This is a genomic window from Mycoplana dimorpha (assembly GCF_003046475.1).
GTDB lineage: Bacteria > Pseudomonadota > Alphaproteobacteria > Rhizobiales > Rhizobiaceae > Mycoplana > Mycoplana dimorpha.
Genome location: NZ_PZZZ01000001.1, coordinates 360,265 through 386,980, shown reverse-complemented (window position 1 = coordinate 386,980; position 26,716 = coordinate 360,265). Strand labels below are relative to the sequence as shown.

Genomic DNA, 26,716 nt, shown 5'->3' with positions numbered 1-26,716 from the left:
GCTCCGAAAGTTTTTTCGGCCGGTGTTTTTCCGTGCTCGTCTTATGGCTTCACTATGCCAGCGCGCCTTCAACGGTCGTTTAAAATGCATGCTTAATTTGAGACGAACAAAGTTCAAACGCTTGGTAAACTTGGCTTTTCGTTAAGCATGGAACGGTCTGGAACGCCGCGGATCTGCTTCAAAGTTTACGGAAAATTCAACTTGCGATTTCAACCATCGCTAACCACGGAATCAGGCTTGCGTTTCATGAGGACTGAACACAGCCGCCGGTTTCCGCTTGAAGAAGGTCACAAACGCGCCGGGCTGCGTTTCGCTCCAGCCTTACGTTTGCGGAGCAGTCAAAGCCTTTGATGGGATGAAGATCAATTCATGCAACGAGGGCTACCCGCGCCGATCGGCGGCGCGGCAGGATGATTTTGGGCCCGTAGCCTTGCGCGTGCCGGACTGCGAACCGTCTTGACGGCACCGGACGAGACTTCCGGTAGGGACCTGCCAGGGCGAAGGAAGACACCGGTCGTTTGGGCCCCTCTACGAAGGCATGCGTTCAGCGCGCCCGCTGGCCGAACAGGATCTTCTGCGCTTCCTTGTCCTCGGCGAGGCTCTTTTGCCGCTCCCGCTCCTCCTTGCCGACGGCGATGCCGCGCTGGACGGCGGGGCGGGCGAGCACGGCGTCGAACCAGCGCTTGAGGTTCGGAAAATCCTCCAGGGTCTGACCCTGGTTTTCGTAGGAGCGCACCCAGCCGATGCAGGCCATGTCGGCGATCGAGTAGTCGCCGGCAAGATAATCGTTCTCCGCCAGGCGGGTGTTCATCACCCCGTAGAGCCGGTTCACCTCGTTCGTGTAGCGGTCTATGGCATACCTGATCTTCTCCGGCGCATACTGGCGGAAATGGTGGGCCTGCCCGGCCATCGGCCCTAGCCCGCCCATCTGCCAGAACAGCCATTCCTCGACCTGGATGCGGGCTCGTTCCTCCGTCGGGTAGAACCGGCCGTACTTGCGACCCAGATATTGGAGGATTGCGCCGGATTCGAACACCGACACCGGCTCGCCGCCCGGCCCTTCCGGATCGACGATCGCCGGCATGCGGTTGTTGGGCGAGATCTTCAGGAATTCGGGCGCGAACTGTTCGCCGCGGCCGATATTGACGTATTTCACATCGTAGGGAACGCCCAGTTCTTCCAGCATGATGGTGATCTTGAAGCCGTTCGGGGTCGGCCAGAAATAGAGGTCGATGGGTTTGCTCATTCGGTTCTCCTTCGATGCGGAACGTAGATACGGATCCGTCGCCCTTCAAGCCGCGACCCGACTTTCCTGAACGCCAGATGAACAGATGCCTCAGGGCTCGTTCAGTAGCGGCATGCGAAAACCGCGCCATTGAAGGACAATCCCAGGGACGACAATGGAAATCATGGCCCGACGACTGACGATCATCACGCTGCTGATGACGGTATTTGCGATCTCCGTCGCCGCCGCCGTCGAGACCGACGCGCGCCGCCACCAGAAGAAGCCGCAATACGGCACCGCCATTGCCTGCAACATCTCCAAGGTCTGCAAGACCGCCCTCTAGTCGCCACCGGAAAGGACGACCGTGATGCCGACAGCGCTTGTTGCCAGCCTAGCCGTCAGCCTGCGGATACTCGTCCTTGCCGGGCTGGCGGTTGCTCCGCTCGCCGCCATTTCCTTTGCCGCGAGCGGCAGCCACGGCGTGGCCAAGCAGGGTGCCGGCCTCGTGCTGTTCGTGACGTTGCAGCGGCAGGCGATGAGTTGAAGCCATTCGGTGTGGCCCGAATGGCGCAAGGCTGCAACGAACCCGGTATCGCTTTCTGCAGTTGTGCGCTAAGTCTCCGGCTTCACCTGCCGGAGCTTCAATGAAGTCCATCCTGATCTACTGCGCAGCAGCGCTTGCCGAAATTGCCGGCTGCTTTTCCTTCTGGGCCTGGCTGCGAATGGACAAGTCGGCGCTCTGGCTCGTGCCTGGCATGGCGTCGCTGGCGGCCTTCGCCTGGCTGCTGACCCTCGTCGATTCGAGCGCGGCCGGCCGCGCCTATGCAGCATATGGCGGCATCTATATCGCAGCGTCGCTGCTGTGGCTCTGGGGCGCCGAAGGCGTTGCCCCCGACCGCTGGGATGTCGCCGGTGTTGCAATTGCCATGGGCGGGGCGATCGTCATCCTCGCCGGACCGCGTTGAACGCCCAAACGATGCGAAAGCGGCGGCAGTGCCGCGGGCGGGGGGTTACAATCTTGTCGTTTGTGTAGAAAGATCGGCGATCTATAATAATTCGATGAGCAGAACCATCTTGTCCCGCACCGTCCTTCCCTTTTCGACGCCAGCCCCCTTCGAGCCGCAATCCTTTGACGATCCGGTCAAGGCGGTCGATTGCCTGGAAGAGCTGTACGAGCGCAATGTCCGCTTCCTGACCGAGGCATTCGCCAGCTTCGCCAGAAGCGGCCTGCCGGATTGCCGGTTCCGCGCCTTCTATCCGCAGGTCACCATCGAGACGACGAGCTTCGGACACGTCGATTCGCGACTGTCGCACGGCTACGTCGCATCGCCCGGCGTCTATGCCACGACCGTGACCCGCCCGAAGCTTTTCCGCCATTACCTCAGGGAACAATTGGGACACCTGATGCGCAATCACGGCGTCAGCGTCACGGTGTCGGAGTCGTCGACGCCGATCCCGCTGCATTTCGCTTTCGGCGAGGGCGCCTATGTGGAGGCGGAGATTGCCGAGAACGTCACCGTGCCGCTGCGCGACCTGTTCGACGCGCCGGACCTGACCAACACCGACGACGAGATCGCCAACGGCTCCTACGAGGCCGGCCCCGGCGAGCCCTCGCCGCTGGCCGCCTTCACCGCGCAACGCGTCGACTACTCGCTCGCCCGCCTCAGCCACTACACCGCCACCAGCGCCAACCACTTCCAGAACTTCGTGCTGTTCACGAACTACCAGTTCTATGTCGACGAGTTCTGCGCCTGGGCGCGCCTGCAGATGGCCGAGGGCGGCAACGGCTACACCGCCTTCGTCGAGCCCGGCAACATCAGCACCCAGGCCGGCAACGACAAGCCGGACACCGACCTCACGCTTTCGCGGCTGCCGCAGATGCCGGCCTATCACATCAAGCGCAAGGGCCATGGCGGCATCACGCTGGTCAACATCGGCGTCGGGCCGTCCAACGCCAAGACGATCACCGACCACATCGCCGTGCTGCGCCCGCACGCCTGGCTGATGCTCGGCCACTGCGCCGGCTTGCGCAATAGCCAGACGCTCGGCGACTACGTTCTCGCGCACGCCTATGTGCGGGAGGACCATGTGCTCGACGACGACCTGCCGGTCTGGGTGCCGATCCCGGCGCTCGCCGAGGTCCAGGTGGCGCTGGAGGGGGCGGTGGCGGAGGTGACCGGGCTCGAAGGCTACGACCTCAAGCGCATCATGCGTACCGGCACCGTGGCGACGATCGACAACCGCAACTGGGAACTGCGCGACCAGCGCGGGCCGGTCAAGCGGCTGTCGCAGTCGCGGGCAATCGCGCTCGACATGGAGTCGGCGACGATCGCTGCCAACGGGTTCCGCTTTCGCGTGCCCTACGGCACCCTGCTCTGCGTCTCCGACAAGCCGCTGCACGGCGAATTGAAGCTGCCCGGCATGGCGACTGCCTTCTACCGCACCCAGGTCAACCAGCACCTGCGCATCGGCATCCGCGCCCTGGAGAAGCTCGCCGGCATGCCGACCGAGAAACTGCATTCGCGCAAGCTCAGGAGCTTCTACGAGACGGCGTTCCAGTGATTCAGCGCCGCTTCGGCAGCCAGGACAGAACGATCGACAGCGCGGTACCGACGCAGGCGCTCGCGACGATCAGCAGATGGACGTTGATCGCCGCCTCGGCCAGCGCCGCAACCGCGGCCCTGTGGCCGGGGGCGCCGAAGGCGACGGCACCGGCCGTGATCCCGGCCGGATAGGTGCCGACGCCGCCCGGCGCATGGAGGGGAAGGACCGAGGACAGCTCGCCCCCCAGCGCGCCGCCGAAGCTGGCGCCGAGCGGCGCGACACCGAGCAGCCCGAGGACCCAGGCAAGCACGAGCACCTTGACGGCCCAGTTCACCACGGTGAAGGCCCAGGCGCGGGCGAAGCCGGTCGTGTCTGCGGGAATTCCGGCTTCGATTTCCTCCAGTATCCCGCCCAGCCTTTCCGGCAGGCGGCCGTTCAGGCGCTTGAGGAGCGGGCGCTTGACCGCAAAGAGCAGCAATGGCGCCAGCAGGAACGCCGTCCAGAGCAGCCACGCGCTCCACCCGTGTTCGGTGCCGAGCACCAGGCCGAGACCGGCGGCGGCACAGAGGGCGTGCAGGTCGAGAAGGCGCATCACCAGCAGCGCCGATGTCGCGCGCGCGAGCGGAACTGCGAACTGCGAGCGCATCAACAGCGGAAAACTGGTTTCGCCGGTCCGGAACGGCAGCATGATGTTCAGGAGGTTGTGGACCTGCGTGAGGCGGAAGAGCTTCAGAAACCTTTCCCGACGTCTCGCGCGGAAAATAGTCGTAGATGCGCTGCGCTCGGACCAGATAGGTGGCGGTCAGCAGCGCCAGGGCGAGAACCGCCGTGTCGAAGCCCACCCTGGCCCATTGCGACAACAGCTGCGCCCAGCCCCATTGCCACTCGACGAAGGCCAGATAGGCGACCAGGCATGCGAGCGCCAGCAGGCTCATGGCATGACGGGAAAGCCAGGACCGTCGTCTGGAATTCGGCGCTGAAGTCATATAGTGCTGGATTTCCCTGATCGGTGCGCGGCGAATGCGTGTATCACGATCCGCCTGAGGAAAGAACTCCGCCGGAGTGGAGAAACAAGAGTTGCCAGAGAACTTGCAAAACGCCGCCGCTGCCGAACTGAAGCCCTCGGCAATCGAGATATCGCTCGTCGTGCCTGTCTTCAACGAGCAGGAGAGCATCGGACCGCTGATCGAGCGCATCTGCGAAGCCATGGAGGGCTTCGCCAGGCCGTGGGAACTGATCCTCGTCGACGACGGCAGCACCGATGCCACCTTGATGAAGGCTCGCAGCTGGCTGGAGCGACCGGGTCTCAATCTGGCGGTCATCGAACTGCAGCGCAATTTCGGCCAGACGGCCGCCATGCAGGCCGGCATCGACGCCGCAAGCGGACGCCTGATCGCCACCCTCGACGGCGACCTGCAGAACGACCCGCGCGACATCCGCGCCATGGCGCAGGCGCTGGAGGAGCGCGAACTGGACCTCCTCGTCGGCTGGCGCAAGAACCGCAAGGACGGGCTGTTCCTGCGCAAGATTCCCTCCTGGTGCGCCAATGCGCTGATCGGCCGGATCACAGGCGTGCGCCTGCACGACTACGGCTGCAGCCTGAAGATCTACCGCGCCTCGATCATCAAGCAGGTCAAGCTGATGGGGGAGATGCATCGCTTCATCCCCGCATGGGTGGCAGGCGTCGTGCCCTCCTCACGCATCGGCGAAATGGTGGTGACCCATCATCCCCGCACGCTCGGCACCTCGAAATACGGCATCTCCCGCACCTTCCGGGTCATCCTCGATCTTCTCTCGGTGCTGTTCTTCATGCGCTACCAGGCGCGGCCGGGGCATTTCTTCGGCTCGATTGGCCTTGCCGCCGGCGCGATCAGCGCCCTGATCCTCGGCTATCTCTTCATCGACAAGATCGCCTTCGGCAACGACATCGGCACGCGCCCGCTGCTGCTGATCGGCTTCATGCTGTTTTTGGCGTCAATCCAGTTGATCACCACCGGCATCCTGGCCGAGATGCTGGCCCGCACCTATTTCCGCAACGACGACACGCCGAACTACGTCGTCCGGCAGACCTTCCGGCGCGGTTGAGATGAGCCGGTTCCTGCGCAGTTCGCCGAACGCGGTCTTGCTGCTGCTCGCCGGCTATTTCCTGCTGAACCTTCTCGTGCGCATGGCGCTTCCTGATTCACTGGAGCGCGACGAGGCACAGCAGATCCTGCTGTCGCAATGGCTGGCGACCGGCTACGACACCCAGCCGCCCTTCTACAACTGGGTGCAATATGCCGTCATCCAGATCACAGGGCCAAGCGTCTTCGCAATCAGCCTGCTGAAGAACCTCGTTCTGTTCTCAGCTTACCTCACCTATAGCCTTGCGGCCCGCACCGTGCTGAAGAGCCGGGATCTGGCCATCGTCGCCACGCTGTCACTCCTGACGATCCCGCAAATCGCTTTCGAGGCGCAACGCGACCTCACCCACACCGTTGCCGTCGTCTTTGCCGCGGCCCTCTTCCTGTACGGTTTCTTGCGGACCCTCGCCGCCCCCAGCGCCGCCTCCTATCTCCTCACCGGCATCGCAATCGGCGTCGGAATGATTTCCAAGTACAATTTCGCCCTGCTGCCCGCATCCGCCCTCCTCGCAGTGCTGTTCGACCAGGGATGGCGCCAGCGGGTGTTCGACAGGCGGCTGTTGCTGACGATCGCCGCGAGCGTGGCAATCGTCGCGCCGCATGCGCTCTGGCTCGTCGACAATCTCGACCTTGCCACCAATGGAACCATGACGAAGCTCGGCGAGGACAGCACCGGTCTGTCGTCGCAGATTGTCGGCGGCCTGGCGTCCCTGGTCTTGGCGGCTGTCAGTTTCTCCGCCGTGACGATCGTTGTCTTCGCGGCGGTGTTCCGGAGCCGCCTGCGCAAGTCGCTTTCGCACGGCAACCGCTGGACGGCGCTGATCGAGCGGATGGTGGTGATCTTCCTCCTGGCGCTTGTGCTGCTGGTCGTGTTCGGCGGCGCGGCGCACATTAAGGATCGCTGGCTGACGCCGCTGCTGCTGGTTCTGCCGCTCTATCTCTGCCTGAAGCTCGAAGCGGCCGGCGCTATCGACGAGCTGCACCTGAAGCGCTTGCTGCCGATACCCTTGCTGATCATGGTCGCCGTGCCGGTGATCCTGTTCGGGCGCGTCGCCGCCGCCGGCCTGACGGGCGACTATCAGAAGCTGAACGTCCCCTACGCCGGATTCGCGTCCCATGTCCGCGAGGGGGACTATGTCGCGCCGGCCGCCATTCTCACGACCGAAACGCATCTCGCCGGCAACCTTCGCCTGCAGTTTCCCGGTGTGCCGGTCGTTGCGGAGCCCTACTCCGCCGTCGCCCCGCATCCGGTCTTGAGCAGGCAAGCGCCGCTGCTTCTGGTGTGGCGCAGCAAGGAGGGGGCCAAGCCTGCCGTTCCGGCCGACCTCATGTCCTTTGCGACCAACTTCGCTTCAGGCGCCGCGGCCGAGGAGCCGAGCGTGCAGGCGATCTCCCTGCCCTACCACCACGGCACGGCCGAGGATCGCTACAGTTTTGGGTACGCGTGGCTCTATCCAAAGGCGGATTGATGCATGCCGCCGAAAGCGGATGGCGACCTCCAGCAGAAACCACATGCGCTGGACCGGCGGACCGCGCCGATCCGCCTTCACGCGGTCTGCGGACTTGGCCGCTTAACTGTGCGGCCGCCCAGCGGGTGGCGAGGGTTCATCCCTGCATCACCCTCCACGCATGGTCCAGCCCCTTGCGGGTGATCTCGATCATCTCGTCGATCTCGCTGCGGCTGATGACCAGCGGCGGCGAGAACAGCATGCGGTCGCCGGTGGCGCGCAGGACGAGGCCGTTCTCCAGGCAGTGGTTGCGGACCTCGATGCCGACCCGTTCCCTGTCTTCAAACCGCTTGCGGCTCGCCTTGTCCTCGGCCATTTGCACAGCCCCCATCAGCCCGACGCTCTGGGTCTCGCCGACCATCGGATGGTTTTCCAGCGATCGCAGCGCCTCGGCCAGGTAGGGTCCGACATCGTCGTGGACCCGCTCGACGAGCTTCTCTTCCTCGATGATGCGCAGGTTCTCCAGCGCTGCCGCGGCGCAGACCGGATGGCCGGAATAGGTGAAGCCGTGGTTGAAGTCGCCGGCTTCATTGACCAGCACGTCGCCGACGCGGTCGCTGACCATGACGCCACCGATCGGCAGGTAGCCGGAGGAGAGCCCCTTGGCGATCGGCGCCAGGTCCGGCTCGACGCCGAAATGCTGATGGCCGAACCAGCGGCCGGTGCGGCCGAAGCCGCAGATCACCTCGTCGACGACCAGCAGGATGTCCTTTGCCTTGCAGATCCGGGCGATCTCCGGCCAGTAGGTCTCCGGCGGCACGATCACGCCGCCCGCCCCCTGGATCGGTTCGGCGACGAAGGCTGCGACATTGTCGGCGCCGAGTTCGTCGATCTTCGCCTCGAGCTCGCGGGCGATCTTCAGGCCGAAGTCCGCCGGCGCGAGATCGCCGCCCTCGCCGTACCAGTAGGGCTGGCCGATGTGGACGATGCCCTCGATCGGCAGCGCCCCCTGCTCGTGCATGTATTTCATGCCGCCCATCGAGGCGCCGACCACGGTCGAGCCGTGATAGCCGTTCCGCCGGGCGATCACCATCTTCTTCGACGGCTTGCCGAGCGCCGCCCAGTAGACGCGCGCCATGCGGAACCAGGTGTCGTTCGCCTCGGATCCGGAGCCGGTGAAAAAGACGCGATTGATGTTCGGCCCGGCGTGCGAGCTGATCTTCTGCGCCAGAAGCGTGGTCGGCGGCGTCGTGGTGCCGAAGAAGGTGTTGTAATAGGGCAGCTCGTTCATCTGCCGCATGGCCGCCTCGGCGATCTCCTTGCGGCCATAGCCGATGTTGACGCACCAGAGGCCCGCGAAGCCGTCGAGATACCGCCTGCCGTGAGTGTCGAAGATGTGGCAACCCTCGCCGCGCTCGATGATGCGCGTGCCGGCCGCGTTCAGCTTTTTCATGTCGGAGAAGGGATGCAGATGGTGGGCGGCATCGAGGGCACCGAGATTGGAAACGGCGGCAGACGAAATCGACATGAAGGGCTTCCTCGTGGACGTGGGGCTCCCGCCGGCTCCTCCTGAAAACCGGCGACCGGTCCGCTTGTTGAACGGCGGGTCGGAATAGGCTAGGAAATTGCCCACATCACAGGCGTTTGGCAAGGGAGGGGCGCAAGAAACGCTCGCTGCCGGACGGCTTGAAACAACCTGCCAGAGTGAAGCCTGAACCATGTCCAACGAATTCTCGGCGGCCAGCGGCAACGCGCCCGCCAACGCCCCGCCCCGCATCGAAATCCTGCTCGTCGGCATGAACGGCGACCTGCGCGGGAAGCAGATCCCGCTGGAGGCGGAGAAGAAGGTCTGGGAGGGCACCGTGCGGCTGCCGTCCTCCACCCAGTCCCTCGACATCTGGGGCGACGACAACGACGACATCACCGGCCTGTCGATCTCGGTCGGCGACCCGGACGGCAACTGCATTCCCGACCGCCGTTCGCTCGCCGCGCTGCCCTGGGCGCCGGCGGGCTCCAAACAGGTGCTCGCGACGATGCACGAGCTCGACGGCACGCCGAGCTTCATGTGCCCGCGGGCGATCCTCGCGGCGCTATTGACGCGTTTCGACCAGCGCGGCTTGACGCCTGTGGTCGCCACCGAACTCGAATTTTACGTGTTGCAGGACGACTGGCGGGTGACCGGCCGGCCGCGCCCGCCCGAACGGCTGATGTACCGCGACCAGCCGAACGGCTTCCAGCTCTACGACATGGGCGCCGTCGACGCGCTCGACGACTATCTGCAGACGGTGCGCGCCTGGGCGCGCGAGATGGACCTCCCGGCCGACGCAACCACGGCGGAATTCGGCCCTGGGCAGTTCGAGATCAATCTCCTGCACCGGCCGGATGCGCTCGCCGCCGCCGACGACTGCATCTACCTGAAGCGGGTTGCCGAACAGGCAGCGCGCCGCCACGGGCTGAAGTCCACCTGCATGGCCAAGCCCTATGCCAACCAGGCCGGCTCGGGGCTGCACGTGCACGCCAGCATTCTCGACAAGGATGGCCGCAACATCCTCGACGCCAGGGGCGGCGATCCGAAGAAGCTCAAGTCGGTCACCGCCGGCATGCTGAAGACGATGCGCGATGCGCAGCTGATCTTCGCCCCCTTCGCCAATTCGTACCGCCGCTTCCAGCCGGGTTCGTTCGCACCGGTGGACATCGACTGGGGTTTCGGCCACCGCGGCACGGCGATCCGCATTCCAGACAAGGACGGCCCGGCCGCCCGCATCGAGCATCGCGTCGCCGGCGCCGACGTTAATCCGCACCTGCTGCTGACAGCGATCCTCGGCGGCATGCTGCTCGGCCTCGACGAGGATCTCGATCCCGGCCCGGCCACCGAACCGGGCAAGGACCCGGTCGGCGTCGGACGACTGACGCACGACTTCCTGACCGCGGTCGAGGATTTTTCCGCCTCACCCTTCATCGCCGACGTCTTCGGCCCGCGCTACCAGAAGCTATATGGCGACACGAAGCGCAAGGAAGCGATCACCTACCTGCGCACGGTGTCTGACTTCGACTACCAGACCTACCTGCCGCGGGTATAATCCTTCCGGCTCGGTCAATTGTCCGGATCGCGGATGCCTGCCTCACGGAAGCGCGCAGCGGTTTTGGCACAATGCAGGCTGGGAAGGCGAGAATAGGGCTAGGCCGCGGCCTGCGGTGTCAGGGAGGTCTGCCGTGCCACCTTCGGCACGATCACCTTCAGTTCGCCTGCGTGCAGACGCAGCGACACGTCGCGTCCCATCGGCAGGAGTTCGCCGTCGATGACGCAGTTGACCGCGCGGTCCATCTTGGGGAAATGCAGGTCGACGGCGCTGCCGGTCATCTCCGTCACCGCCGTATTCTCCCGTAGCCGCCCCCGCAGGATGTCGTAGGCGAGCCTTGCCACGCCGGAGCTCGACAGCGGTTGGGCGACGTAGAAGCCGAGATGGCCGCCCGTGACATCGTCGGCATAGAGCAGCGGATCGTTGCCGAAGCGGTTGTTCGAGACATTGATCGCCGAGACCTTGCGATGCGCGCGCACCCCATCGACGTCGAACTCGACCTCGAACTCCGGCGGATCGAGCATGACGCCGACCGCCGCGCGGAAGGTCGCCGCGATCTTGCCGGGGCGCGAACTGTAGGTCATGGCGTTGCGCAGGCGCACCATGCGGGCGTGCAGACCGGCGGAGAACTGCTGGACGAAGGCACGGCCGTTGGCGCTGCCGATGTCGGCATCGGCGACGGTTCCCACGGCGAGCGCATCGAGCGCCTCCCAGATGTTGAGGGGGATGCGGAGCGAGCGGGCGAAGAGGTTCATCGTGCCGGCCGGCACCACGCCGAGGGAAATGCCGCTTTCCCAGGCGAAACCGGCGGCCGCCGAAATCGTCCCGTCACCGCCACCGGCGAGCATCGCGTCGAGATCGGTCCGGCCGGCACAGCGGCGCAGCGCCATGTCGATATCGGCGCCCTCGACGACGTCGCAGTCGAGGTGATGCCCGGCAGCAGAGAAGACCTCCTCGGCATGCCGCACATACACCTCCATGTCGGTTGTGCGGAAGGTGCCGCCATCCTTGTTGAATATCGCCTGGATCCGCATCCTCGTTCTCCGAGTCTCCGCCCCCGGCCCTCTCGCATAACGTTTTCAGCAATTAGATCGTTGCAAAGCGGCGAAATAACAGCAGCCTACGGTCATCTTTTTTGCGCACCGCACCAGTGATGCCGGTTTTAGAAGAACCGGGCCGGAATTTCGGCAGGCGCCGTTACTGCCCGCTCACCGCCTGCCCGGCGGAACAGGGCGCCCCCCCCCCGGACTTCTGCCTTATCGCAGGTCGGGCAATTTCAAGGGACCGCCGGTCTTGATCGTGCGGATGGCGAAGTTGGAACGGATGTCCGAGACACCCGGCAGCGTCAGCAGCGTATCGGTGAGAAGCCGCTCGTAGGCCGCCAGGTCCTCGACCACCACCTCGGCCAGAAAGTCGGCGTTCCCCGATATCAGGAAGCAGGAGACCACCTCCGGAATCGCCAGCAGCGCCTCCTGCTGCGAGAGCGCGTTGTGCTGGTTGTGCCGGTCGACCTTGATCTCGACGAAGATCGTCAGTCCGAGGCCGACCTGCTTGCGGTCGATATCGGCGCGGTAGCCCTTCAGGATGCCGGACTTCTCGAGGTTGCGGATGCGGCGCAGGCAGGGCGATGGCGACAGGTTGACCCGTTCGGCAATCTCTACGTTGGTGGCGCGGGCGTCTTCCTGGAGGACGCGCAGGATGGCAATGTCGAACCGGTCTAGATTTGGCATTTTTGCGAACATCCACCGCTGTTGTTGGCAGAATATTGCAGAATTGAACCTCTATCCGGCACATTTAGCAAGGACATGCCGGACCCTTTCGCGGTAGAGCTTGGTATCGCAGTGAAGCTGGCTGTTTTTGGAGGAGCTGCCATGTCCGTCTCGACCCTTTCACGCCCAGCCCAGACTTCGATCGCCGCCGGTTATGCCGGGGCAGTCGTCACCGTGCTGATCTGGGCGATCTGGGTGCTGGCCACCCGCCATATCGCCTCTACATCGCTGACCGCGATCGATGCCGGACTGATCCGCTACGGTGTTCCGATGCTGGTGCTGGCGCCCGTCTGCTGGCGGACCGGCCTGCTGCCGAAGGGCGTGCCGCTGCGGCTGATTATCGTGATGGTTGCCGGGGCGGGCGCCCTGTTCTTCCAGTTGACCGCATTCGCGCTGCATTCGACGCCAGCGGCGGCCGGCGGCATCCTGCTCGGCGGATCGATGCCGCTGGCCACCGCACTGATCGGCGTCGTGCTCTTTGGCGAACGCCCGGACCGGATGCGCATTGTCGGCCTGGTGGCGATCGTCGCCGGGCTGGCAATCCTGCTCGGCAAGGCACTTGTTTCCGGCGGCATGACACCGGCGGGCTTCCTGATGCTGCCGCTCGGCGGCCTGCTCTGGGCCGGCTACACGCACGCGTACCGGCGCTCGGGCCTGACGCCGCTTCAGGGCGCCGCCGTGATCACCGGCTGGTCGACCGTGATACATCTGGTTCTGGCGGCGATTTTCGGCACCTCGCTCGCCGCCGCGCCGCTGCCGGAACTCGCGATACAGATCACGAGCCAGGGCGTTCTCTCCGGCCTCGTCGCCACCTTCGCCTACGGCACGGCCATCCGGGCGCTTGGCGGAACACAGGCGGCCGCCTTCACCGCGATCACCCCCGTGCTCGTCACGCTCGGCGGCGGGCTGCTGCTCGGCGAGCCGCTCGGCCTCACCGAACTTTTCGCAGCGGTGGTCACCGGCACCGGCGTCGCGCTGTCCACCGGGATACTTTCGAAGCGCGCGTGAGCGCCACCGCCGCAAAAGAAAGGCCCCGGCGCGCGCTCGCCGGGGCCTTTTGTTAAATGCGGCAGCGATGCCCGCTCAGCCGTGCACGACCTCGCGATGGCGCTGCAGCCGGTTGCCGTAGGCCTGGCTGACCCGATCGAAGATGATCGCGATACCGACGATCGCGAGACCGTTGAAGATGCCGAGCGTGAAGTACTGGTTGGCGATCGCCTTCAGCACCGGCTGCCCAAGACCCTGGACGCCGATCATCGAGGCGATCACGACCATGGCGAGCGCCATCATGATCGTCTGGTTGATACCGGCCATGATGGTCGGTAGCGCCAGCGGCATCTGGACGTTCTTCAGCTTCTGCCAGCTCGACGAACCGAAGGCGTCCGCCGCCTCCAGCACGTCCTTGTCGACCAGACGTATCCCGAGATTGGTCAGGCGGATCATCGGCGGGATCGCATAGATGACGACCGCGATCAGCCCCGGAACCTTGCCGATGCCGAGCAGCATGACAACCGGGATGAGATAGACGAAACTCGGCATCGTCTGCATCACGTCGAGCACCGGGTTGACCATGTTCTGGAACCGGTCCGAGCGTGACATGATGATGCCGATCGGAATGCCGATCGCGATCGACAGGACGGTGCAGACGAAGATCATCGAGATCGTCTTCATCGTGTCGTCCCACATGTCGAAATAGCCGATGACCAGCAGCGTTCCGATGCTGCCGGCGACGATCTTCCAATTGCGGCTTGCCAGCCAGGCGATCAGCGCGATCACGATCAGCACGATCGGCCAGGGCGTGCGGGTCATCAGCCGCTCGGATTGGATGAGAAAGTACTGCAGCGGCTCGAAGAAGGATTCGATGCCGTCGCCGTAGGCGCGCGTAAAAGCCCGGAAGCCCTCGTCGATCGCCTTTTTGAGTTCGCGCAGGGAATTGTCGTCCATGTGCGGAAATTTGGTGAGCCAGTCCATGCCCGTCCCCTTTTTCTTGGTGTTCTTGTGCCGCGGACAAAGGCGAACCGCGGCCGGAAAGACGGCAGGCGGCGCGCCGGGGGCGCGCCGCCTGCCGTCACAAGCGTCACATCAGAGGGCGGCCTTGATCTTTTCGGCAGCTTCCGCCGAGACCCACGGCGTCCAGAGCGCCTCATTCTCCTCGAGGAAGTGCTTCGCGCCGTCCTCGCCGCTCGCCTGGTTGTCGGTCATCCAGGCCATCAGCTTGTTGACGGTGTCGTTGGACCAGGAGCGCTTGTTAAGGTAGTCCATGACGTCGTTGCCGGCGCGCTCGGAGAAGCCCTTCGTGACGAGCGTCTGCACCGTGTCCTTCGGCCAGTCGTTCTTCTTCGGGTCGGGGCAGTCGGCAACGGTGTTGCAGCGCTTCCACTCGGCCTCGTCATAGGGAACGCCGTGCTGGAGCTTGACCATCTCGTACTTGCCGAGGAGTGCCGTCGGCGCCCAGTAATAGCCCATCCAGCCCTGCTTGCGCTCGTAGGCCTTGGCGATCGAGCCGTCGAGGCCTGCTGCCGAACCCGTGTCGATCAGGTTGAAGCCGGCCGCCGCGCCGCCGTATGCCTTGAACAGTTGGGTGGTCGCCAGTGTGCCGCCCCAGCCCTGCGGGCCGTTGTGGACGGCGCCCTTGCTGGAATCTTCCGGATCCGGGAACAGTTCCGGATGCTTCAGGGCATCGTCGATCGTCTTGATGTCGGGATGAGCGTCGGCGATGTACTTCGGAATCCACCAGCCCTGGACTGCGCCATCCGACAGCGCCACGGCCGCGCCGACCAGCTTGCCTTCCGTAAGGCCGCGGTTGACGACGTCGGGCAGCAGGTCGACCCAGCCCTCCGGCGCCAGATCCGGCTCGCCCTTCTCGATCATCGACGTGATCGTCGGAACGGTGTCACCGACGATGATTTCGGCGTTGCAGCCGTAGCCTTCGTTGAGAATGATCTTGTCGAGGCTGGCCAGAACTTCGGCGCTCTGCCAGTTCATGCTGGCGATGGTCACGTCGCCGCAGGCAGACGCGGCGCTCGCCATGCCGAACAGGCCGATGGCGAGACAGGTGGTTGCAAGCAGATGTTTCATTTTGGTTCCCTCTATTATCGCGGCGGTATCGATCCCCCGGCGTCCGACTGCACCGCCGCTTGCCGGCATCACGATTCAAAAAGCGGACACGACAGGACACTCCTGCCGGCAGGCGGACCAGTTCCGCTTATCGGAGTTTTGCAGGAGTGGGAAAGAATGTCGCTCAATCTGCGCCCGAGACTGGCCCGCTTGCGCCATGACCGTTTTTTCCAGCGCGGGGCCGGACGAGCCGCGCCGGCGGCCAAACGGTTGCGTGGCTCGCCCTGCACGCCGCCGGCAGATGACCGGTTCTTCTCTGGCCCGCAGCGGATCAGGCTGGGCATGATGCACAGATCCCGCCGCCGAACAGGCGTCTTGCGGCGTGCCGCGCGCGGCATAGAAGCCGCGCAAGGCCCTACATGTTCGGATAAACCGGGCCTTCGCCGCCCTGCGGCGGCACCCAATTGATGTTCTGGTTCGGATCCTTGATGTCGCAGGTCTTGCAGTGCACGCAGTTCTGGGCGTTGATGACGAACACATCCTTGCCGTCCTTCTGCACCCATTCGTAGACGCCCGCCGGACAGTAGCGGGTCGACGGACCGGCATAGACGTCGAGCTCCGAGGTCTTCTGCAGCTCGGGGTTCTTCAGCTGCAGGTGAATCGGCTGGTCTTCCTCGTGGTTGGTGTTCGACAGGAACACCGAGGAGAGCCGGTCGAAGGTGAGAACGCCATCAGGCTTCGGATAGTCGATCTTCTGGTGTTTTTCGGCCGGCTCCAGCGAGGCGGCGTCGGTCTTGCCGTGCTTCAGCGTGCCGAACAGCGAGAAGCCGAACAGCGTGTTGGTCCACATGTCGAGACCGCCGAGAGCGACGCCGAGGGCGGTGCCGAACTTCGACCACAGCGGCTTGACGTTTCGGACCTTCTTGAGGTCGGAACCGATGGCGCTCTCGCGCCAGCCGCGCTCGATCTCGATCGGCTCGTCATGGGCGCGGTCGGCAGCGATCGCGTCGGCCAGCTTCTCGGCGGCGAGGATGCCGGAGAGAATGGCGTTGTGGCTGCCCTTGATGCGCGGCACGTTGACGAAACCGGCCGAGCAGCCGATCAGCGCCCCGCCCGGGAAGGACAGCTTCGGCACGGATTGCCAGCCGCCCTCGGTAATGGCGCGGGCGCCATAGGAGAGACGCTTGCCGCCCTCAAAGGTGCCGCGGATGGCCGGATGGGTCTTGAAGCGCTGGAACTCCTCGAACGGATAGAGCCAGGGGTTCTTGTAGTTCAGGTGGACTACGAAGCCGACGGCGACGAGATTGTCCTCGAGGTGGTAGAGGAACGAGCCGCCGCCGGTCTTCATGTCGAGGGGCCAGCCGAACGAATGCTGCACGAGACCGGGTTTGTGGTGCTCCGGCTTGACCTCCCAGAGCTCCTTCAACCCGATGCCGAATTTTTGCGGCTCGCGGTCCTTCTGTAGGTCGAACTTCGCGATCAGCTGCTTGGCGAGCGAGCCGCGAACCCCTTCACCGATCAGCGTGTACTTGCCGAGCAGCGCCATGCCGCGGGTGTAGTTCGGCCCGGGTTCGCCGTCACGGCCAATGCCCATGTCGCCGGTCGCTACGCCGATCACCGCACCCTCGTCATTGTAGAGCACTTCGGTGGCGGCAAAGCCCGGATAGATCTCGACGCCGAGCGCTTCGGCATGGGTCGCAAGCCAGCGACAGACATTGCCGAGCGAGACGATGTAATAGCCGTGATTGCTCATCAACGGCGGCATGAAGGCGTTCGGCAGACGGATCGAGCCGGCCGGGCCGAGGAACAGGAAGTGGTCGTCCGTCACCTCGGTCTTGAACGGATGGTCTGCCTCCTCGCGCCAGCCGGGCAAGAGGCGGTCGACGCCGATCGGGTCGACGACGGCGCCCGACAGGATGTGCGCCCCGACTTCGGCGCCCTTCTCCAGCACGACGACTGACAAATCCGGATTGACCTGCTTCAGCCGGATTGCGGCGGCGAGACCGGCCGGCCCCGCGCCGACGATCACCACGTCGAATTCCATGCTTTCGCGCTCGGGAAGGTCCATCGCCTCAGTCATCTCTTCTTGCCTCCGCTTGCCGCCACTCCACGGCAAATTTCCTCATTTTGCGATCTCTCATGGCAAATGCGCAGGAACTTGTCGAGCACAAGCGCGACAGAGAATATCCGCTTTGTGCATGAGTTGATGCGTCTGCGGAACTCCCGGTCCTTCGCGCAAAAGTCACCGCAAAATACGGGACTTTCATTGTAGCCGCGCGACTGGCTCCCCGGATCACGCCAGAGAAGGCTGTCCTGCGCAGTCAGCATAGCTCTTTTGTTACCCCCGGCATTTGCAGGCGCGGGCCGATCGACTATAGCCCGGCTCCGGGCACGTGACATCCGCCGGCGAAACGTGGGCCGGACGATCCCTCCGGCGATACGCGCCCGCCAACCGCCCTTCCCCTGTCTGGCTGCTTGCAGCGAATTTCCAAGGCTAACATCTGATGACGACCGCTTTCGGCCTCGACTTCGGCACCACCAATTCGGTGATCGCGACCGCCTGCGGCAGAACGACGCAGTCCGTCGTCCTGAACACGCCTGTCGGCGAAACGGACACCCTGCGCACCGCCCTGTCCTTCCTGAAGGCCGGCGCGCAGAGCCTGTCGGTCGAGGCCGGGCAGGCGGCGATCCGGCAATTCATCGACAATCCGGGCGAGGCCCGCTTCCTGCAGTCGATCAAGACCTTTGCTGCCAGTCCGCTCTTTCAGGGCACGATGATCCATGGACGGCGCTTCCAGTTCGAAGACGTCATGTATGCCTTCCTGGCCCGCCTGCGGGACTATGCCGGCGAAGGCGCGCTCCGCACTGGTCCGGGCCGCCTCGTCATCGGCCGCCCGGTGCAGTTTGCCGGCAACAATCCGGACGAGGCGCTGGCAACCGAGCGCTACAATGCGGCACTGGCCCGCCTGGGCTTTCCGGAAGTCCATCACGTCTACGAACCCGTGGCGGCGGCCTTCTATTTCGCCCAGAACCTCGATCGGGACGCGACGGTTCTGGTGGCTGATTTCGGCGGCGGCACGACCGACTATTCACTGATCCGCTTCGAGAGCCATGCCGGGCGCATGACCGCGACCCCGGTCGGCCATTCCGGCGTGGGTATCGCCGGCGACGACTTCGATTTCCGCATCATCGACAACATCGTGTCTCCGGCGATCGGCAAGGGGACGCTGTTCAAGAGCTTCGACAAGCTGCTCCAGGTCCCATCCGGCTACTATGCCAATTTCGGGCGCTGGAACCAGCTGTCGATCTTCAAGACGCTGCGCGAATTCGCCGAGCTGAAGAAGCTGGTGCGCGTCAGCCTCGAGCCGGAAAAGCTCGAGGCCTTTGTCGACCTGATCGAGCACGACGAGGGCTACCCGCTCTACCAGGCGGTCTCCGCCACCAAGATGCGCCTTTCATCGGCAGACGAAACGGAGTTTTCTTTCCCGCCGCTCGGCGACGCGGCGCGGCGGACCGTGAAGCGGAGCGAGTTCGAAGCCTGGATCGCCCCGGAGATGGCCCGGATCGAGGAAGCCCTCGATGACGTGCTGACCAGCACCAACACCGATCCCGATGACATCGACAAGGTGTTTCTCACCGGCGGCACCTCCTTCGTGCCGGCGATCCGCAATCTTTTCGAACGCCGCTTCGACAGCGACAGGATCGCCGCAGGCGGCAGCGAACTGCTCTCCATCGCTCACGGGCTGGCGCTGATCGGCGAGCGCGACGACATCGAAGACTGGACGGCCAAGGCGATTTGAGCCATCGCTTGTGACGGTTCAATTTGGACGGCAGGAGGGTCGACACATGGATCTTGGCATCAAGGGAAGACGGGCGCTGGTCCTGGCCTCGTCGCGGGGACTGGGCCGCGGCATCGCCATTGCGCTCGCAAGTGAGGGCGTGGACGTGCTGCTGTGCGGCCGCAATGCCGACGAACTGGCGGCAAATTGCGCGACGATCAACGCGGACGGCCAGGGCCGCGCCTCCTTCGTGGTGGCGGATCTCTTCGACGACGCGGTTGTCGATACGCTTGCGAACGCCGTGGCGGAGAAACTCGGCGGCATCGACATCCTCGTCAACAATTCCGGCGGTCCGACGCCTGGCTCCAGCGAGGACATGACGCCCGAGACGCTGCAGACCTACTTCAATGCCATGGTGCTACGGCAGATCACGCTCGCCAACCGCTTCCTGCCGCAGATGAAGGCACAGCGCTGGGGACGCGTTCTCACCGTCGCCTCGTCCGGGGTGATCGAACCGATCCCCGGGCTGGCGCTGTCGAACACGCTGCGGCCTGCCCTTGCCGGCTGGTCGAAGACGCTGGCAACCGAGGTCGCCGAATACGGCATCACCGCCAATATGCTGCTGCCCGGCAGCATCTTCACCGACCGGCTCAAGAGCCTGGACGCGGCCGCAGCCGAGCGTAGCGGCCTGTCGGTCGAGGCGGTGCGGGCCGAATCGGAGCAGGCAATCCCGGCCCGCCGGTATGGCACGGTGGAGGAATTCGCCGCCACCGCCGCCTTCCTCTGCAGCGAGCGGGCCAGCTACGTGACGGGCAGCATCGTCCGCTGCGACGGTGGCGCCGCGCGATCGGTGTGACGCGCCGTCAGCACCCAGGCCGGGCAACGGCGCCCGGCCCCCTGCGCCCTGGACTTGCGGCCGGAGCGGGCCTTCCTGTATGGCTAGTCGCATGATCTCCGCCGCCGACCTCGATGCTGCCGAACTGGCCGCCCTGCTCGCGTTCCACGCCGAGGCCGGGGTCGATTGGCTGCTCGAGGAGGAGCCGGTCGACCGGATCGCCGAGTTCGAGGCCATGCGCGCGGCCCATGCTGCCAGACGATCTGCCGGCAGCGCGGCCGCCGGCCAGCCGGAGGCAAGCGCAGCACCCGGCGCGGCCGACCGGTCGCGCCCCGCACCGTCCCGATCCGCCCGCGAAGCGGCAGCTCCCTCGCCCGCGGTCGCGATCCCGGACGGCCAGGCCGTCGCCGACGCCGCCTTCGTCGCCAGCACGGCGCGCTCGCTCGCCGAGTTGCGGACCGCGATGGAGGCCTTCGGCGGCTGCAACCTGAAGCACAGCGCCCGCGGTCTCGTCTTCGCCGAGGGCAATCCGAACCCGGACGTCATGGTGATCGGACCGATGCCGAACGCCGATGACGACCGCGAGGGCCTGCCCTTCTCCGGCCGTCAGGGCATCATGCTGGAGCGGATGCTCGGCGGGATTGGCCTGGACCGCACGGAAATATTGCTTTCGAACATCATCCCCTGGCGCCCGCCGGGAAACCGCATGCCGTCCGGCCCCGAGAGCGACATCTGCCGGCCGTTCATCGAACGGCAGATCGAACTGGCCGAACCAGGCCACCTGCTCATCCTCGGTAACTTCGCCGCCCGCTTCTTTTTCGGATCGACCCAGACCATCCACCAGCTGCGCGGCCAGTGGCGCGACGTGGTCGTGGCGGGACGGAAGATCCCCGCCTTTGCGACGCTGCATCCGCAGGACCTGGCCGCGGCGCCGATCAGCAAGCGCCTGGCCTGGCAGGACCTCCTTGCATTCCGCGCCGGTCTTGGCTCGCAGCCCTGATCCTGCGTCGGCGCTCGGGCATCCTGAAAATCAGATTAGACTGACAGGCCGTGCTTGCCGGTGTGGAATCGCGCCCTTGGCACCCCATCGCGCGACCTCGAAGATGAATGAAATATTAACGAAGCCATGTGAATCGCGCAGTTCAGGCAGGCACAATGTCGCATTGCAAAATGCATGCTGCAACGCAATATAGGAGGAGGGAGGACAGACAAGGATTAACGATCATGACCGCCCGCCTTCGCCCCATCCATTCGAGCTTCGAGACGCTGCGCCTGGCCGGCAATCGTCCGGCTTATGGTTTCGGCGGCCGACGCGCTCCGGCCAACGAGCAGCTGACCGCCTCCGGCTACGCTCGCATCAACCGCCCAGCCCACATCTTTGCCGAATTCATCCAGCGCTGAGTGCTGCGGCCGCGGGGCCGGTGCCTTGCCTTGAGCACCTTTCGCCCTGGGCACCGCAGCCCCGGCCCCCCGATGAGTTCGCACCGGCCGAACCGCGCGACACGCGCCGGCAACATCATCTCGCTCGAGGGCCCCTTAAAGGGCACTTTGCGGGACCGATACCGCTTTCCCGGTGTGCGGCGATGTCGCGACGAAGACAGGCACGGAACAAGAACTTGAGGAACCTGACGGGATGGGCGCGCCCGGCGTTCCCGTTTGCGCCAGCGGCTGTCGCAATGGACGGCGCAAAGCAGCACGGCTAAAGCCACAGTGGATCCGATCCTCGCGCCTGCCCGGCCGCGTCTTGCTTTTTTCGGAAATGCCTCATGCTGCCGAGCCTCGTTCCCTTTCTCAGCCTGCTCGTGTCCACTCTATTGATGATGGTGGGCTTCGGTCTGCAGAGCTATGTCGTGCCGGTCCGCGCCGTGGCGGAGGGCTGGTCGACGCAGACGATCACCTGGATCGCCACCGGCTATACCCTCGGCTTCACCGCCTCCTGCGTCATCACGCCCAAATTCGTGCTCGCCGTTGGCCATGTGCGGGTGTTCGTTGCGCTGATCACGCTGCTGTCTATCGCTATCCTGCTCTGCTCGCTGGTGGTCGACTGGCGCGGCTGGATGCTGTTCCGGGGCATGTCCGGCTTTGCCATCGCCGGCAGCTACCTGATCATCGAAAGCTGGCTGAACGAGCGGGTGACGAACGACAACCGCGCCTCGGTGTTCTCGCTCTACGTGATGACGACGATGGTCGGCAGCGTCGGCGGGCAGTACCTCGTGCCGCTTGGCGATCCGACCAACACGTCGCTGTTCATCCTGTGCGCCATCATCTTTTCGATCGCGTTGCTGCCGACCGCGCTGACTTCATCGCCGCTGCCGGCGCCGCCGACGCGGGCGCGCTTCGACGTGCTGAAGCTCTACCGGCGCTCGCCCGTCGCCGTCGTCGGCGCCTTCATCGCCGGCGCGCTCTCCGGTGCCTGGCTCAGCCTCGGCGGCGTCTTCACCCAGCGTATCGGGCTGACCACCGCGCAGGGCGCGACGCTGCTGGCGGCCCTGCTCGTCGGCAGCACGCTGGCGCAGATCCCGATCGGGCGGGCCTCGGACCGCATGGACCGCCGCATCGTCATGGTCGTCTGCGGCGCGGTCGGCGTCGCCGCCAGCCTGGCGATGATCACGGTCCAGGGCAGTTCCCCGTCGCTTCTCTACGTGGTGGCCGCTCTGGTCGGCTCGGTGCTGTTTCCGATCTATGCGCTGAACGTCGCCCACGCCAATGACCTGGCCCAGCCGGACGAGTACGTCGAGGTCTCCTCCGGCATGATGATCGTCTACGGGGTTGGCACGATTTCCGGACCGCTGATGGTCGGCCCCGTGATGGACCGGTTCGGGCCGACGTCGCTGTTTGCCGTCTTTGCGATCTATTTCGCGCTCTATGGCGGATATGCCGGCTGGCGGATCATGCGCCGTGACGCTGCGACCGGCATGGTGGGGAAAACCGACTACCAGGCGATGCCGGTGCAGCCGCTCGGCGCCGAAGCGGCAGCCGCCCTCCAGGCCGACACGGCGGATGAGGAACTGATCGCCGACACCACAACGCCCAAGTGGAGCAATCCCTGATGCCCGCTTCCCTTGAGGGAGGTGCGGCGGCTCTGGACAGGATACCATCAAAAACAACGGCTTGAAGCCGCGCGTTGACCTGGATTGATGCGATCCGCCCTCGTCGAAACGATCGGCCGGCCCCTCACCCCTGTGGCGTCACATGTCGGCGCGCCGCCTTACGCTGCAGTCCGAGGCGGTGCTCGCGGAGGATGATGAAGATGCCGGCGGAAATGACGATCGCGGTTCCGATCAGCATCGTCAGCGTCGGCATGTCGCCGAACAACGCATAGCCGAAGCCCAGCCCCAGCACGATCGAGGTGTATTCGAACGGCGCGATGGTCGAGACGTCGGCATAGCGATAGCTCGCCGTCAACAGCAGCTGCGCCACGCCGCCGCAGAAGCCGGCGAGCGCCAGCAGCGTCAAGGCCTTGCCGCTGAGGTCCACCCACCCGAACGGCAGCGTCGCCAGCGAAAAGACGGATGCCGAGAGCGAGAAGTAGAGCACTATCGTCGGCGTCCTCTCGGTCCTGACCAGCCGGCGCACCAGCACCATGGCGACCGCTCCGAGCCCCGCCGACATCAGCACCGCGGCGGCGCCGAGCGCCTCGCCAGTCCCGACGCCGCCCTGGTCGAACAGCGTCAGCCGCGGCCAGGTGATGATCGTCACGCCGACCAGGCCGACGAGCACGGCGGACCAGCGATAGATGCCGACCGCCTCCTTCAGGAAGACCGCCGCGATCATCACCGCGATCAGCGGCATGGCATAGCCGATCGCGATCGCTTCCGGCAGCGGCAGATGGACGAGCCCGTAGAAGCCGAAGCTCATCGACACGATGCCGACGAAGCCGCGCGACAGATGCCCGAAAACGTTCTGCGTGCGGAAGGCGTCGACCAGTTCGCCGCGCGTGGCGAGATAGACCATGATCGGCACCATGGCGAAGGCGGAGCGGTAGAAGGTGATCTGGCCGGTGGTGATGTCCTTGCCGGCCGCCTTGATCAGCGTCGACATGCAGACGAAGATGACGACAGAGGAGACCTTGAGAAGGATCGCCTTTATTGGCTGCGGTTCGGCGAATTCCATGGAAGGGCAGTCTTTCACTCCCGACCGCAGCGGCGACGCCGGGCGGATTCGGACAGGCGGGCAAATCGGTTCACGGGATAGTAGCGCCCTATCCGCCGAAAGTACGATCAAACTTCGTGATGCGGCAGAACAGGTTTTGATAGTGCGCCAATGTTTCGGGCCGGACGCGCCCCGGCTTGGCTGAAATGCCTTTTCCCGCCGCAGCTTGTCTTCGAACGTCACAGATCCATTACGCCGCGTGGGCTTTATCCGGGCCTAGATGCGCCCTCTATGAAGAGCTTGAGCGCGCATGAATACGGGTCGGAGCTAGCCGGCACCCAGCCTTCCGGCGCCGTTCAGCGCCTGCCAGACCTTTTGCGGCGTCGCCGGCATGTCGATGTGGTCGATGCCTCGTGCGCGATGCAGGGCGTCGACGACCGCGTTCATGACGGCGGGACAGGCGCCGATCGTCGCCGCCTCGCCGGCCCCCTTGATGCCGAGCGCATTGGTCGTGGAGGGCACGTTGCGCGTTTCGAATCGGAAGAACGGCAGTTCCTCGGCGCGCGGCAGCCCATAATCCATCAGGGTCGCCGTCAGGAGCTGTCCGTCTTCGGAGTAGACCGCCTCCTCGTCGAGGCACTGTCCGATCCCCTGGACGATGCCGCCGTGGACCTGGCCGAGAAGCAGCACCGGGTTCACGGTCAGCCCGAAATCGTCGACCACCTGGTAGTTGACGATCTCCACCCGGCCGGTCTCCGGATCGATCTCCACCTCGACGACATGCGTGCCGTTCGGATAGGTCGCCTCGTCCTGCACGATGTCGGAAACGGCGATCAGATCGTCGGGCGATTTGGCAGCAGCGGCGATCGCGGCATAGTCCAGTGCCTGGTCGGTGCCGACCACGCGCGCCTCGCCCGCCACCAGTTCGATGTCCTCGACAGCCGCCTCCAGTTCCTCGCCGGCAATGCGCTTCATTTTGGCTGCCAGGCCTTCGCCGGCGGAGGCGACGGAGACGCCGCCGAGCGGGATCGAGCGCGAGCCGCCGGTGCCGCCGCCATCGTCCAGCTCGGCGGTATCGCCCTGCCGGACGATGATGCGGTCGAAGTCGATGCCGATCTTGTCGGCGATGAACTGGCTGTAGGCGGTGGCGTGCCCCTGCCCGTTCGTCTGCGTGCCGATGAAGAGCGTGATCGTCCCGTCGCCGTTCAGCTTCAGCTTCGCCGGCTCCGACCCGGCGAAGGCGCAGGCCTCGACATAGGTCGACATGCCGATGCCGCGGATACGCCCACGGGACGCGCTCTGTTCTGCGCGAGCCGCAAAGCCGTCCCAGCCTGCCAGTTCCATCGCCATGGTCATGTGACCGTCGAACTCGCCCACGTCATAGAGCCGCCCGCCCTGGGTCTTGTATGGGAACTGCTCGGGTCGGATGAAGTTGCGCCGTCGGAATTCTGCCGGCGACAGGCCGCACTCGCGCGCCGCCTTGTCGACGAGCCGCTCGATCAGATAGGCGGCCTCCGGACGGCCAGCGCCGCGATATGCGTCGACCGGCGTTGTGTTGGTGTAGAACGCACGGATGCGCATGTCGAGCAGCGGGATGTCGTAGACACCCGTCGCCATGATCGCAGCCATGGTGGGGATCATCGGTCCGTATTGCGAGAGATAGGCGCCCATGTTGGCGTCCATGCGGATCCGCAGCGCGGTGATCCTGCCGTTCTCGTCCATGGCCGCTGCCGCGTGCACGATGCTGTCGCGGCCGTGCGAATCGGCGAGAAAATGCTCGGCGCGGCTGCTGACCCATTTCACCGGCCGCCCGAGGCGGCGCGCCGCCTCCAGGACCAGCGGATACTCGCGGTAATTGAAGGCCTTGGTGCCGAAGCCGCCGCCGACGTCCGGCGTGACGACGCGGATTTTTTCCGGCGGCATGCGAAAGACGTGCTTCGCAAGCGAATCGCGCACGCCGTGCACGCCCTGCGACCCGCTCGTCAGGGTGAAACTGCCGGTGCCCGCGTCCCACTCGCCAAGGGCTGCGCGCGGCTCCATGTAGTTGGCGACAAGGCGGTTGTTGACGAGGATGATCTCGGTGACACGGCGCGCCTTCGCAAAGGCCTCCGCCACCGGTGCCGCTTCGCCGGTCTGGTGTTCGTAGACGATGTTGCTGCCAAGTTCCGGCCACACCAGCGGCACGTCCTCGCCGGCGGCAACGGCGGCGAGCGAAGCGTTCGCCTCCTCCATCCGCCAGTCGATCTCGATCAGTTCGGCGGCGTCCTCAGCCTGGTCCTGCGTGTCGGCGACGACAAAGGCGACGGCGTCACCGACATGGCGCACGCGACCGCGGCAGAGCAGCGGCGCATTGCGTACCTCGTGCCTGCTGCCATCCGGCTGCGTGACCCGGGCCAGGCAGGGAATGTCTCCGAGTGATCCGATGTCCTCCGCAGTGAGGATCAGCCGCACACCGGGGGCCTGCCGGGCCGCGTCGAGGGAAAGGATTTCGAACGTGGCGGCCGCATGGGGCGAACGCAGCACGAAGCCGCGCAATTCGCCGGCACGAGCGATGTCGCTGGTATAGCAGCCTTCGCCCTTGACGAGCGGCAGATCCTCCTTGCGCAAGGCGGAAGCTCCCACTCCGAATTTCGGTGTAGCGTTGGTCATGTCGCGTCCTGAAACCCCTGGAACCGAAGCGCCGTCCAGATGTTAGGTCAGGTCAGGCGAAAGTCGAGGGCCGGGGGTCGAAAAATAAATCACACCAGAGCCGCCAGACGCCTGC

General features: G+C 65.1%; 22 protein-coding genes and 1 pseudogene. 13 read left to right on the top strand and 10 right to left on the bottom strand.

The window, feature by feature from the left end; all coding sequences use genetic code 11:
* Positions 1–544 precede the first annotated feature (544 nt).
* Positions 545–1,246: a glutathione S-transferase N-terminal domain-containing protein gene (locus tag C7449_RS01795; protein ID WP_108001051.1), complete on the bottom strand. Its 702-nt coding sequence runs from the start codon at positions 1,244–1,246 to the stop codon at positions 545–547.
* A 163-nt stretch (positions 1,247–1,409) separates the two neighbouring features.
* On the opposite strand from C7449_RS01795, the gene C7449_RS21710 reads away from it, so the two are divergent.
* The 4 genes from C7449_RS21710 to C7449_RS01785 all read left to right on the top strand — a co-directional run bounded on the left by C7449_RS21710 (position 1,410) and on the right by C7449_RS01785 (position 3,787).
* A complete protein-coding gene (locus C7449_RS21710; RefSeq protein ID WP_170115761.1) occupies positions 1,410–1,568 on the top strand; it encodes a hypothetical protein in 159 nt (52 codons plus the stop codon).
* Positions 1,569–1,592: 24 nt separating this feature from the next.
* Positions 1,593–1,769, top strand: a complete 177-nt coding sequence (locus C7449_RS21705) for a hypothetical protein (RefSeq protein ID WP_170115760.1) — start codon at positions 1,593–1,595, stop codon at positions 1,767–1,769.
* A gap of 100 nt (positions 1,770–1,869) precedes the next feature.
* Complete coding sequence (locus tag C7449_RS01790; protein ID WP_108001050.1) at positions 1,870–2,190, top strand: YnfA family protein; 321 nt, start codon at positions 1,870–1,872, stop codon at positions 2,188–2,190.
* A gap of 94 nt (positions 2,191–2,284) precedes the next feature.
* A complete protein-coding gene (locus C7449_RS01785) occupies positions 2,285–3,787 on the top strand; it encodes an AMP nucleosidase (protein ID WP_108001049.1) in 1,503 nt (500 codons plus the stop codon).
* A gap of 1 nt (position 3,788) precedes the next feature.
* Here C7449_RS01785 and C7449_RS01780 read toward each other — a convergent pair.
* Positions 3,789–4,755, bottom strand: a pseudogene (locus tag C7449_RS01780) (lysylphosphatidylglycerol synthase transmembrane domain-containing protein).
* 91 nt (positions 4,756–4,846) lie between these two features.
* Here C7449_RS01780 and C7449_RS01775 point away from each other — a divergent pair.
* Positions 4,847–5,854 carry a glycosyltransferase family 2 protein gene (locus C7449_RS01775; RefSeq protein WP_245414262.1) on the top strand — a complete coding sequence of 336 codons (1,008 nt, stop codon included), beginning with the start codon at positions 4,847–4,849 and terminating at the stop codon, positions 5,852–5,854.
* A gap of 1 nt (position 5,855) precedes the next feature.
* Positions 5,856–7,361: a glycosyltransferase family 39 protein gene (locus C7449_RS01770; RefSeq protein ID WP_108001048.1), complete on the top strand. Its 1,506-nt coding sequence runs from the start codon at positions 5,856–5,858 to the stop codon at positions 7,359–7,361.
* Positions 7,362–7,497: 136 nt separating this feature from the next.
* On the opposite strand, the gene C7449_RS01765 is transcribed toward C7449_RS01770, so the two are convergent.
* The gene (locus C7449_RS01765; protein ID WP_108001047.1) at positions 7,498–8,868 is read right to left on the bottom strand and encodes an aspartate aminotransferase family protein; all 1,371 of its coding nucleotides are present in this window, start codon (positions 8,866–8,868) and stop codon (positions 7,498–7,500) included.
* Positions 8,869–9,058: 190 nt separating this feature from the next.
* On the opposite strand from C7449_RS01765, the gene C7449_RS01760 reads away from it, so the two are divergent.
* Entirely contained in the window at positions 9,059–10,420 is a 1,362-nt protein-coding gene (locus tag C7449_RS01760; RefSeq protein WP_108001046.1) for a glutamine synthetase family protein, read from the top strand.
* A gap of 98 nt (positions 10,421–10,518) precedes the next feature.
* On the opposite strand, the gene C7449_RS01755 is transcribed toward C7449_RS01760, so the two are convergent.
* The gene (locus C7449_RS01755) at positions 10,519–11,454 is read right to left on the bottom strand and encodes a diacylglycerol/lipid kinase family protein (RefSeq protein ID WP_108001045.1); all 936 of its coding nucleotides are present in this window, start codon (positions 11,452–11,454) and stop codon (positions 10,519–10,521) included.
* Between the two features lie 222 nt (positions 11,455–11,676).
* Positions 11,677–12,150, bottom strand: a complete 474-nt coding sequence (locus C7449_RS01750) for an Lrp/AsnC family transcriptional regulator (RefSeq protein ID WP_108001408.1) — start codon at positions 12,148–12,150, stop codon at positions 11,677–11,679.
* 141 nt (positions 12,151–12,291) lie between these two features.
* On the opposite strand from C7449_RS01750, the gene C7449_RS01745 reads away from it, so the two are divergent.
* The gene (locus C7449_RS01745) at positions 12,292–13,197 is read left to right on the top strand and encodes a DMT family transporter (RefSeq protein ID WP_108001044.1); all 906 of its coding nucleotides are present in this window, start codon (positions 12,292–12,294) and stop codon (positions 13,195–13,197) included.
* Between the two features lie 75 nt (positions 13,198–13,272).
* Here the strand turns inward: C7449_RS01745 and C7449_RS01740 are convergent, their stop codons facing one another.
* The 3 genes from C7449_RS01740 to C7449_RS01730 all read right to left on the bottom strand — a co-directional run bounded on the left by C7449_RS01740 (position 13,273) and on the right by C7449_RS01730 (position 17,326).
* On the bottom strand, positions 13,273–14,160 hold the full coding sequence (locus C7449_RS01740; protein ID WP_108001043.1) for an ABC transporter permease: 888 nt from the start codon (positions 14,158–14,160) through the stop codon (positions 13,273–13,275).
* A gap of 111 nt (positions 14,161–14,271) precedes the next feature.
* Positions 14,272–15,267, bottom strand: a complete 996-nt coding sequence (locus tag C7449_RS01735) for an ABC transporter substrate-binding protein (protein WP_108001042.1) — start codon at positions 15,265–15,267, stop codon at positions 14,272–14,274.
* 394 nt (positions 15,268–15,661) lie between these two features.
* Complete coding sequence (locus C7449_RS01730) at positions 15,662–17,326, bottom strand: electron transfer flavoprotein-ubiquinone oxidoreductase (RefSeq protein WP_108001041.1); 1,665 nt, start codon at positions 17,324–17,326, stop codon at positions 15,662–15,664.
* 424 nt (positions 17,327–17,750) lie between these two features.
* Here C7449_RS01730 and C7449_RS01725 point away from each other — a divergent pair, with 424 nt between their 5' ends.
* The 5 genes from C7449_RS01725 to C7449_RS01710 all read left to right on the top strand — a co-directional run bounded on the left by C7449_RS01725 (position 17,751) and on the right by C7449_RS01710 (position 22,910).
* Positions 17,751–19,046 carry an Hsp70 family protein gene (locus C7449_RS01725; RefSeq protein WP_108001040.1) on the top strand — a complete coding sequence of 432 codons (1,296 nt, stop codon included), beginning with the start codon at positions 17,751–17,753 and terminating at the stop codon, positions 19,044–19,046.
* A 46-nt stretch (positions 19,047–19,092) separates the two neighbouring features.
* A complete protein-coding gene (locus tag C7449_RS01720) occupies positions 19,093–19,881 on the top strand; it encodes an SDR family oxidoreductase (RefSeq protein WP_108001039.1) in 789 nt (262 codons plus the stop codon).
* Positions 19,882–19,972: 91 nt separating this feature from the next.
* A complete protein-coding gene (locus C7449_RS01715; protein ID WP_108001038.1) occupies positions 19,973–20,860 on the top strand; it encodes a uracil-DNA glycosylase in 888 nt (295 codons plus the stop codon).
* 224 nt (positions 20,861–21,084) lie between these two features.
* Positions 21,085–21,261 (top strand): hypothetical protein, encoded by a 177-nt coding sequence (locus C7449_RS21700; protein WP_170115759.1) that lies wholly within the window; start codon positions 21,085–21,087, stop codon positions 21,259–21,261.
* A gap of 365 nt (positions 21,262–21,626) precedes the next feature.
* Positions 21,627–22,910, top strand: a complete 1,284-nt coding sequence (locus C7449_RS01710) for an MFS transporter (RefSeq protein ID WP_108001037.1) — start codon at positions 21,627–21,629, stop codon at positions 22,908–22,910.
* Between the two features lie 124 nt (positions 22,911–23,034).
* On the opposite strand, the gene C7449_RS01705 is transcribed toward C7449_RS01710, so the two are convergent.
* Both C7449_RS01705 and C7449_RS01700 read right to left on the bottom strand, forming a co-directional pair.
* On the bottom strand, positions 23,035–23,973 hold the full coding sequence (locus tag C7449_RS01705; RefSeq protein WP_108001036.1) for a DMT family transporter: 939 nt from the start codon (positions 23,971–23,973) through the stop codon (positions 23,035–23,037).
* A gap of 306 nt (positions 23,974–24,279) precedes the next feature.
* Complete coding sequence (locus C7449_RS01700) at positions 24,280–26,601, bottom strand: xanthine dehydrogenase family protein molybdopterin-binding subunit (RefSeq protein WP_108001035.1); 2,322 nt, start codon at positions 26,599–26,601, stop codon at positions 24,280–24,282.
* Positions 26,602–26,716: the final 115 nt, after the last annotated feature.

What these genes read in the sequence shown, in the direction of transcription:
- C7449_RS01795 (WP_108001051.1), bottom strand. Translation starts at nt 1,246, where the DNA reads ATGAGCAAACCCATCGACCTCTATTTCTGGCCGACCCCGAACGGCTTC.
- C7449_RS21710 (WP_170115761.1), top strand. Translation starts at nt 1,410, where the DNA reads ATGGCCCGACGACTGACGATCATCACGCTGCTGATGACGGTATTTGCG.
- C7449_RS21705 (WP_170115760.1), top strand. Translation starts at nt 1,593, where the DNA reads ATGCCGACAGCGCTTGTTGCCAGCCTAGCCGTCAGCCTGCGGATACTC.
- C7449_RS01790 (WP_108001050.1), top strand. Translation starts at nt 1,870, where the DNA reads ATGAAGTCCATCCTGATCTACTGCGCAGCAGCGCTTGCCGAAATTGCC.
- C7449_RS01785 (WP_108001049.1), top strand. Translation starts at nt 2,285, where the DNA reads ATGAGCAGAACCATCTTGTCCCGCACCGTCCTTCCCTTTTCGACGCCA.
- C7449_RS01770 (WP_108001048.1), top strand. Translation starts at nt 5,856, where the DNA reads ATGAGCCGGTTCCTGCGCAGTTCGCCGAACGCGGTCTTGCTGCTGCTC.
- C7449_RS01765 (WP_108001047.1), bottom strand. Translation starts at nt 8,868, where the DNA reads ATGTCGATTTCGTCTGCCGCCGTTTCCAATCTCGGTGCCCTCGATGCC.
- C7449_RS01760 (WP_108001046.1), top strand. Translation starts at nt 9,059, where the DNA reads ATGTCCAACGAATTCTCGGCGGCCAGCGGCAACGCGCCCGCCAACGCC.
- C7449_RS01755 (WP_108001045.1), bottom strand. Translation starts at nt 11,454, where the DNA reads ATGCGGATCCAGGCGATATTCAACAAGGATGGCGGCACCTTCCGCACA.
- C7449_RS01750 (WP_108001408.1), bottom strand. Translation starts at nt 12,150, where the DNA reads ATGCCAAATCTAGACCGGTTCGACATTGCCATCCTGCGCGTCCTCCAG.
- C7449_RS01745 (WP_108001044.1), top strand. Translation starts at nt 12,292, where the DNA reads ATGTCCGTCTCGACCCTTTCACGCCCAGCCCAGACTTCGATCGCCGCC.
- C7449_RS01740 (WP_108001043.1), bottom strand. Translation starts at nt 14,160, where the DNA reads ATGGACTGGCTCACCAAATTTCCGCACATGGACGACAATTCCCTGCGC.
- C7449_RS01735 (WP_108001042.1), bottom strand. Translation starts at nt 15,267, where the DNA reads ATGAAACATCTGCTTGCAACCACCTGTCTCGCCATCGGCCTGTTCGGC.
- C7449_RS01730 (WP_108001041.1), bottom strand. Translation starts at nt 17,326, where the DNA reads ATGACTGAGGCGATGGACCTTCCCGAGCGCGAAAGCATGGAATTCGAC.
- C7449_RS01725 (WP_108001040.1), top strand. Translation starts at nt 17,751, where the DNA reads ATGACGACCGCTTTCGGCCTCGACTTCGGCACCACCAATTCGGTGATC.
- C7449_RS01720 (WP_108001039.1), top strand. Translation starts at nt 19,093, where the DNA reads ATGGATCTTGGCATCAAGGGAAGACGGGCGCTGGTCCTGGCCTCGTCG.
- C7449_RS01715 (WP_108001038.1), top strand. Translation starts at nt 19,973, where the DNA reads ATGATCTCCGCCGCCGACCTCGATGCTGCCGAACTGGCCGCCCTGCTC.
- C7449_RS21700 (WP_170115759.1), top strand. Translation starts at nt 21,085, where the DNA reads ATGACCGCCCGCCTTCGCCCCATCCATTCGAGCTTCGAGACGCTGCGC.
- C7449_RS01710 (WP_108001037.1), top strand. Translation starts at nt 21,627, where the DNA reads ATGCTGCCGAGCCTCGTTCCCTTTCTCAGCCTGCTCGTGTCCACTCTA.
- C7449_RS01705 (WP_108001036.1), bottom strand. Translation starts at nt 23,973, where the DNA reads ATGGAATTCGCCGAACCGCAGCCAATAAAGGCGATCCTTCTCAAGGTC.
- C7449_RS01700 (WP_108001035.1), bottom strand. Translation starts at nt 26,601, where the DNA reads ATGACCAACGCTACACCGAAATTCGGAGTGGGAGCTTCCGCCTTGCGC.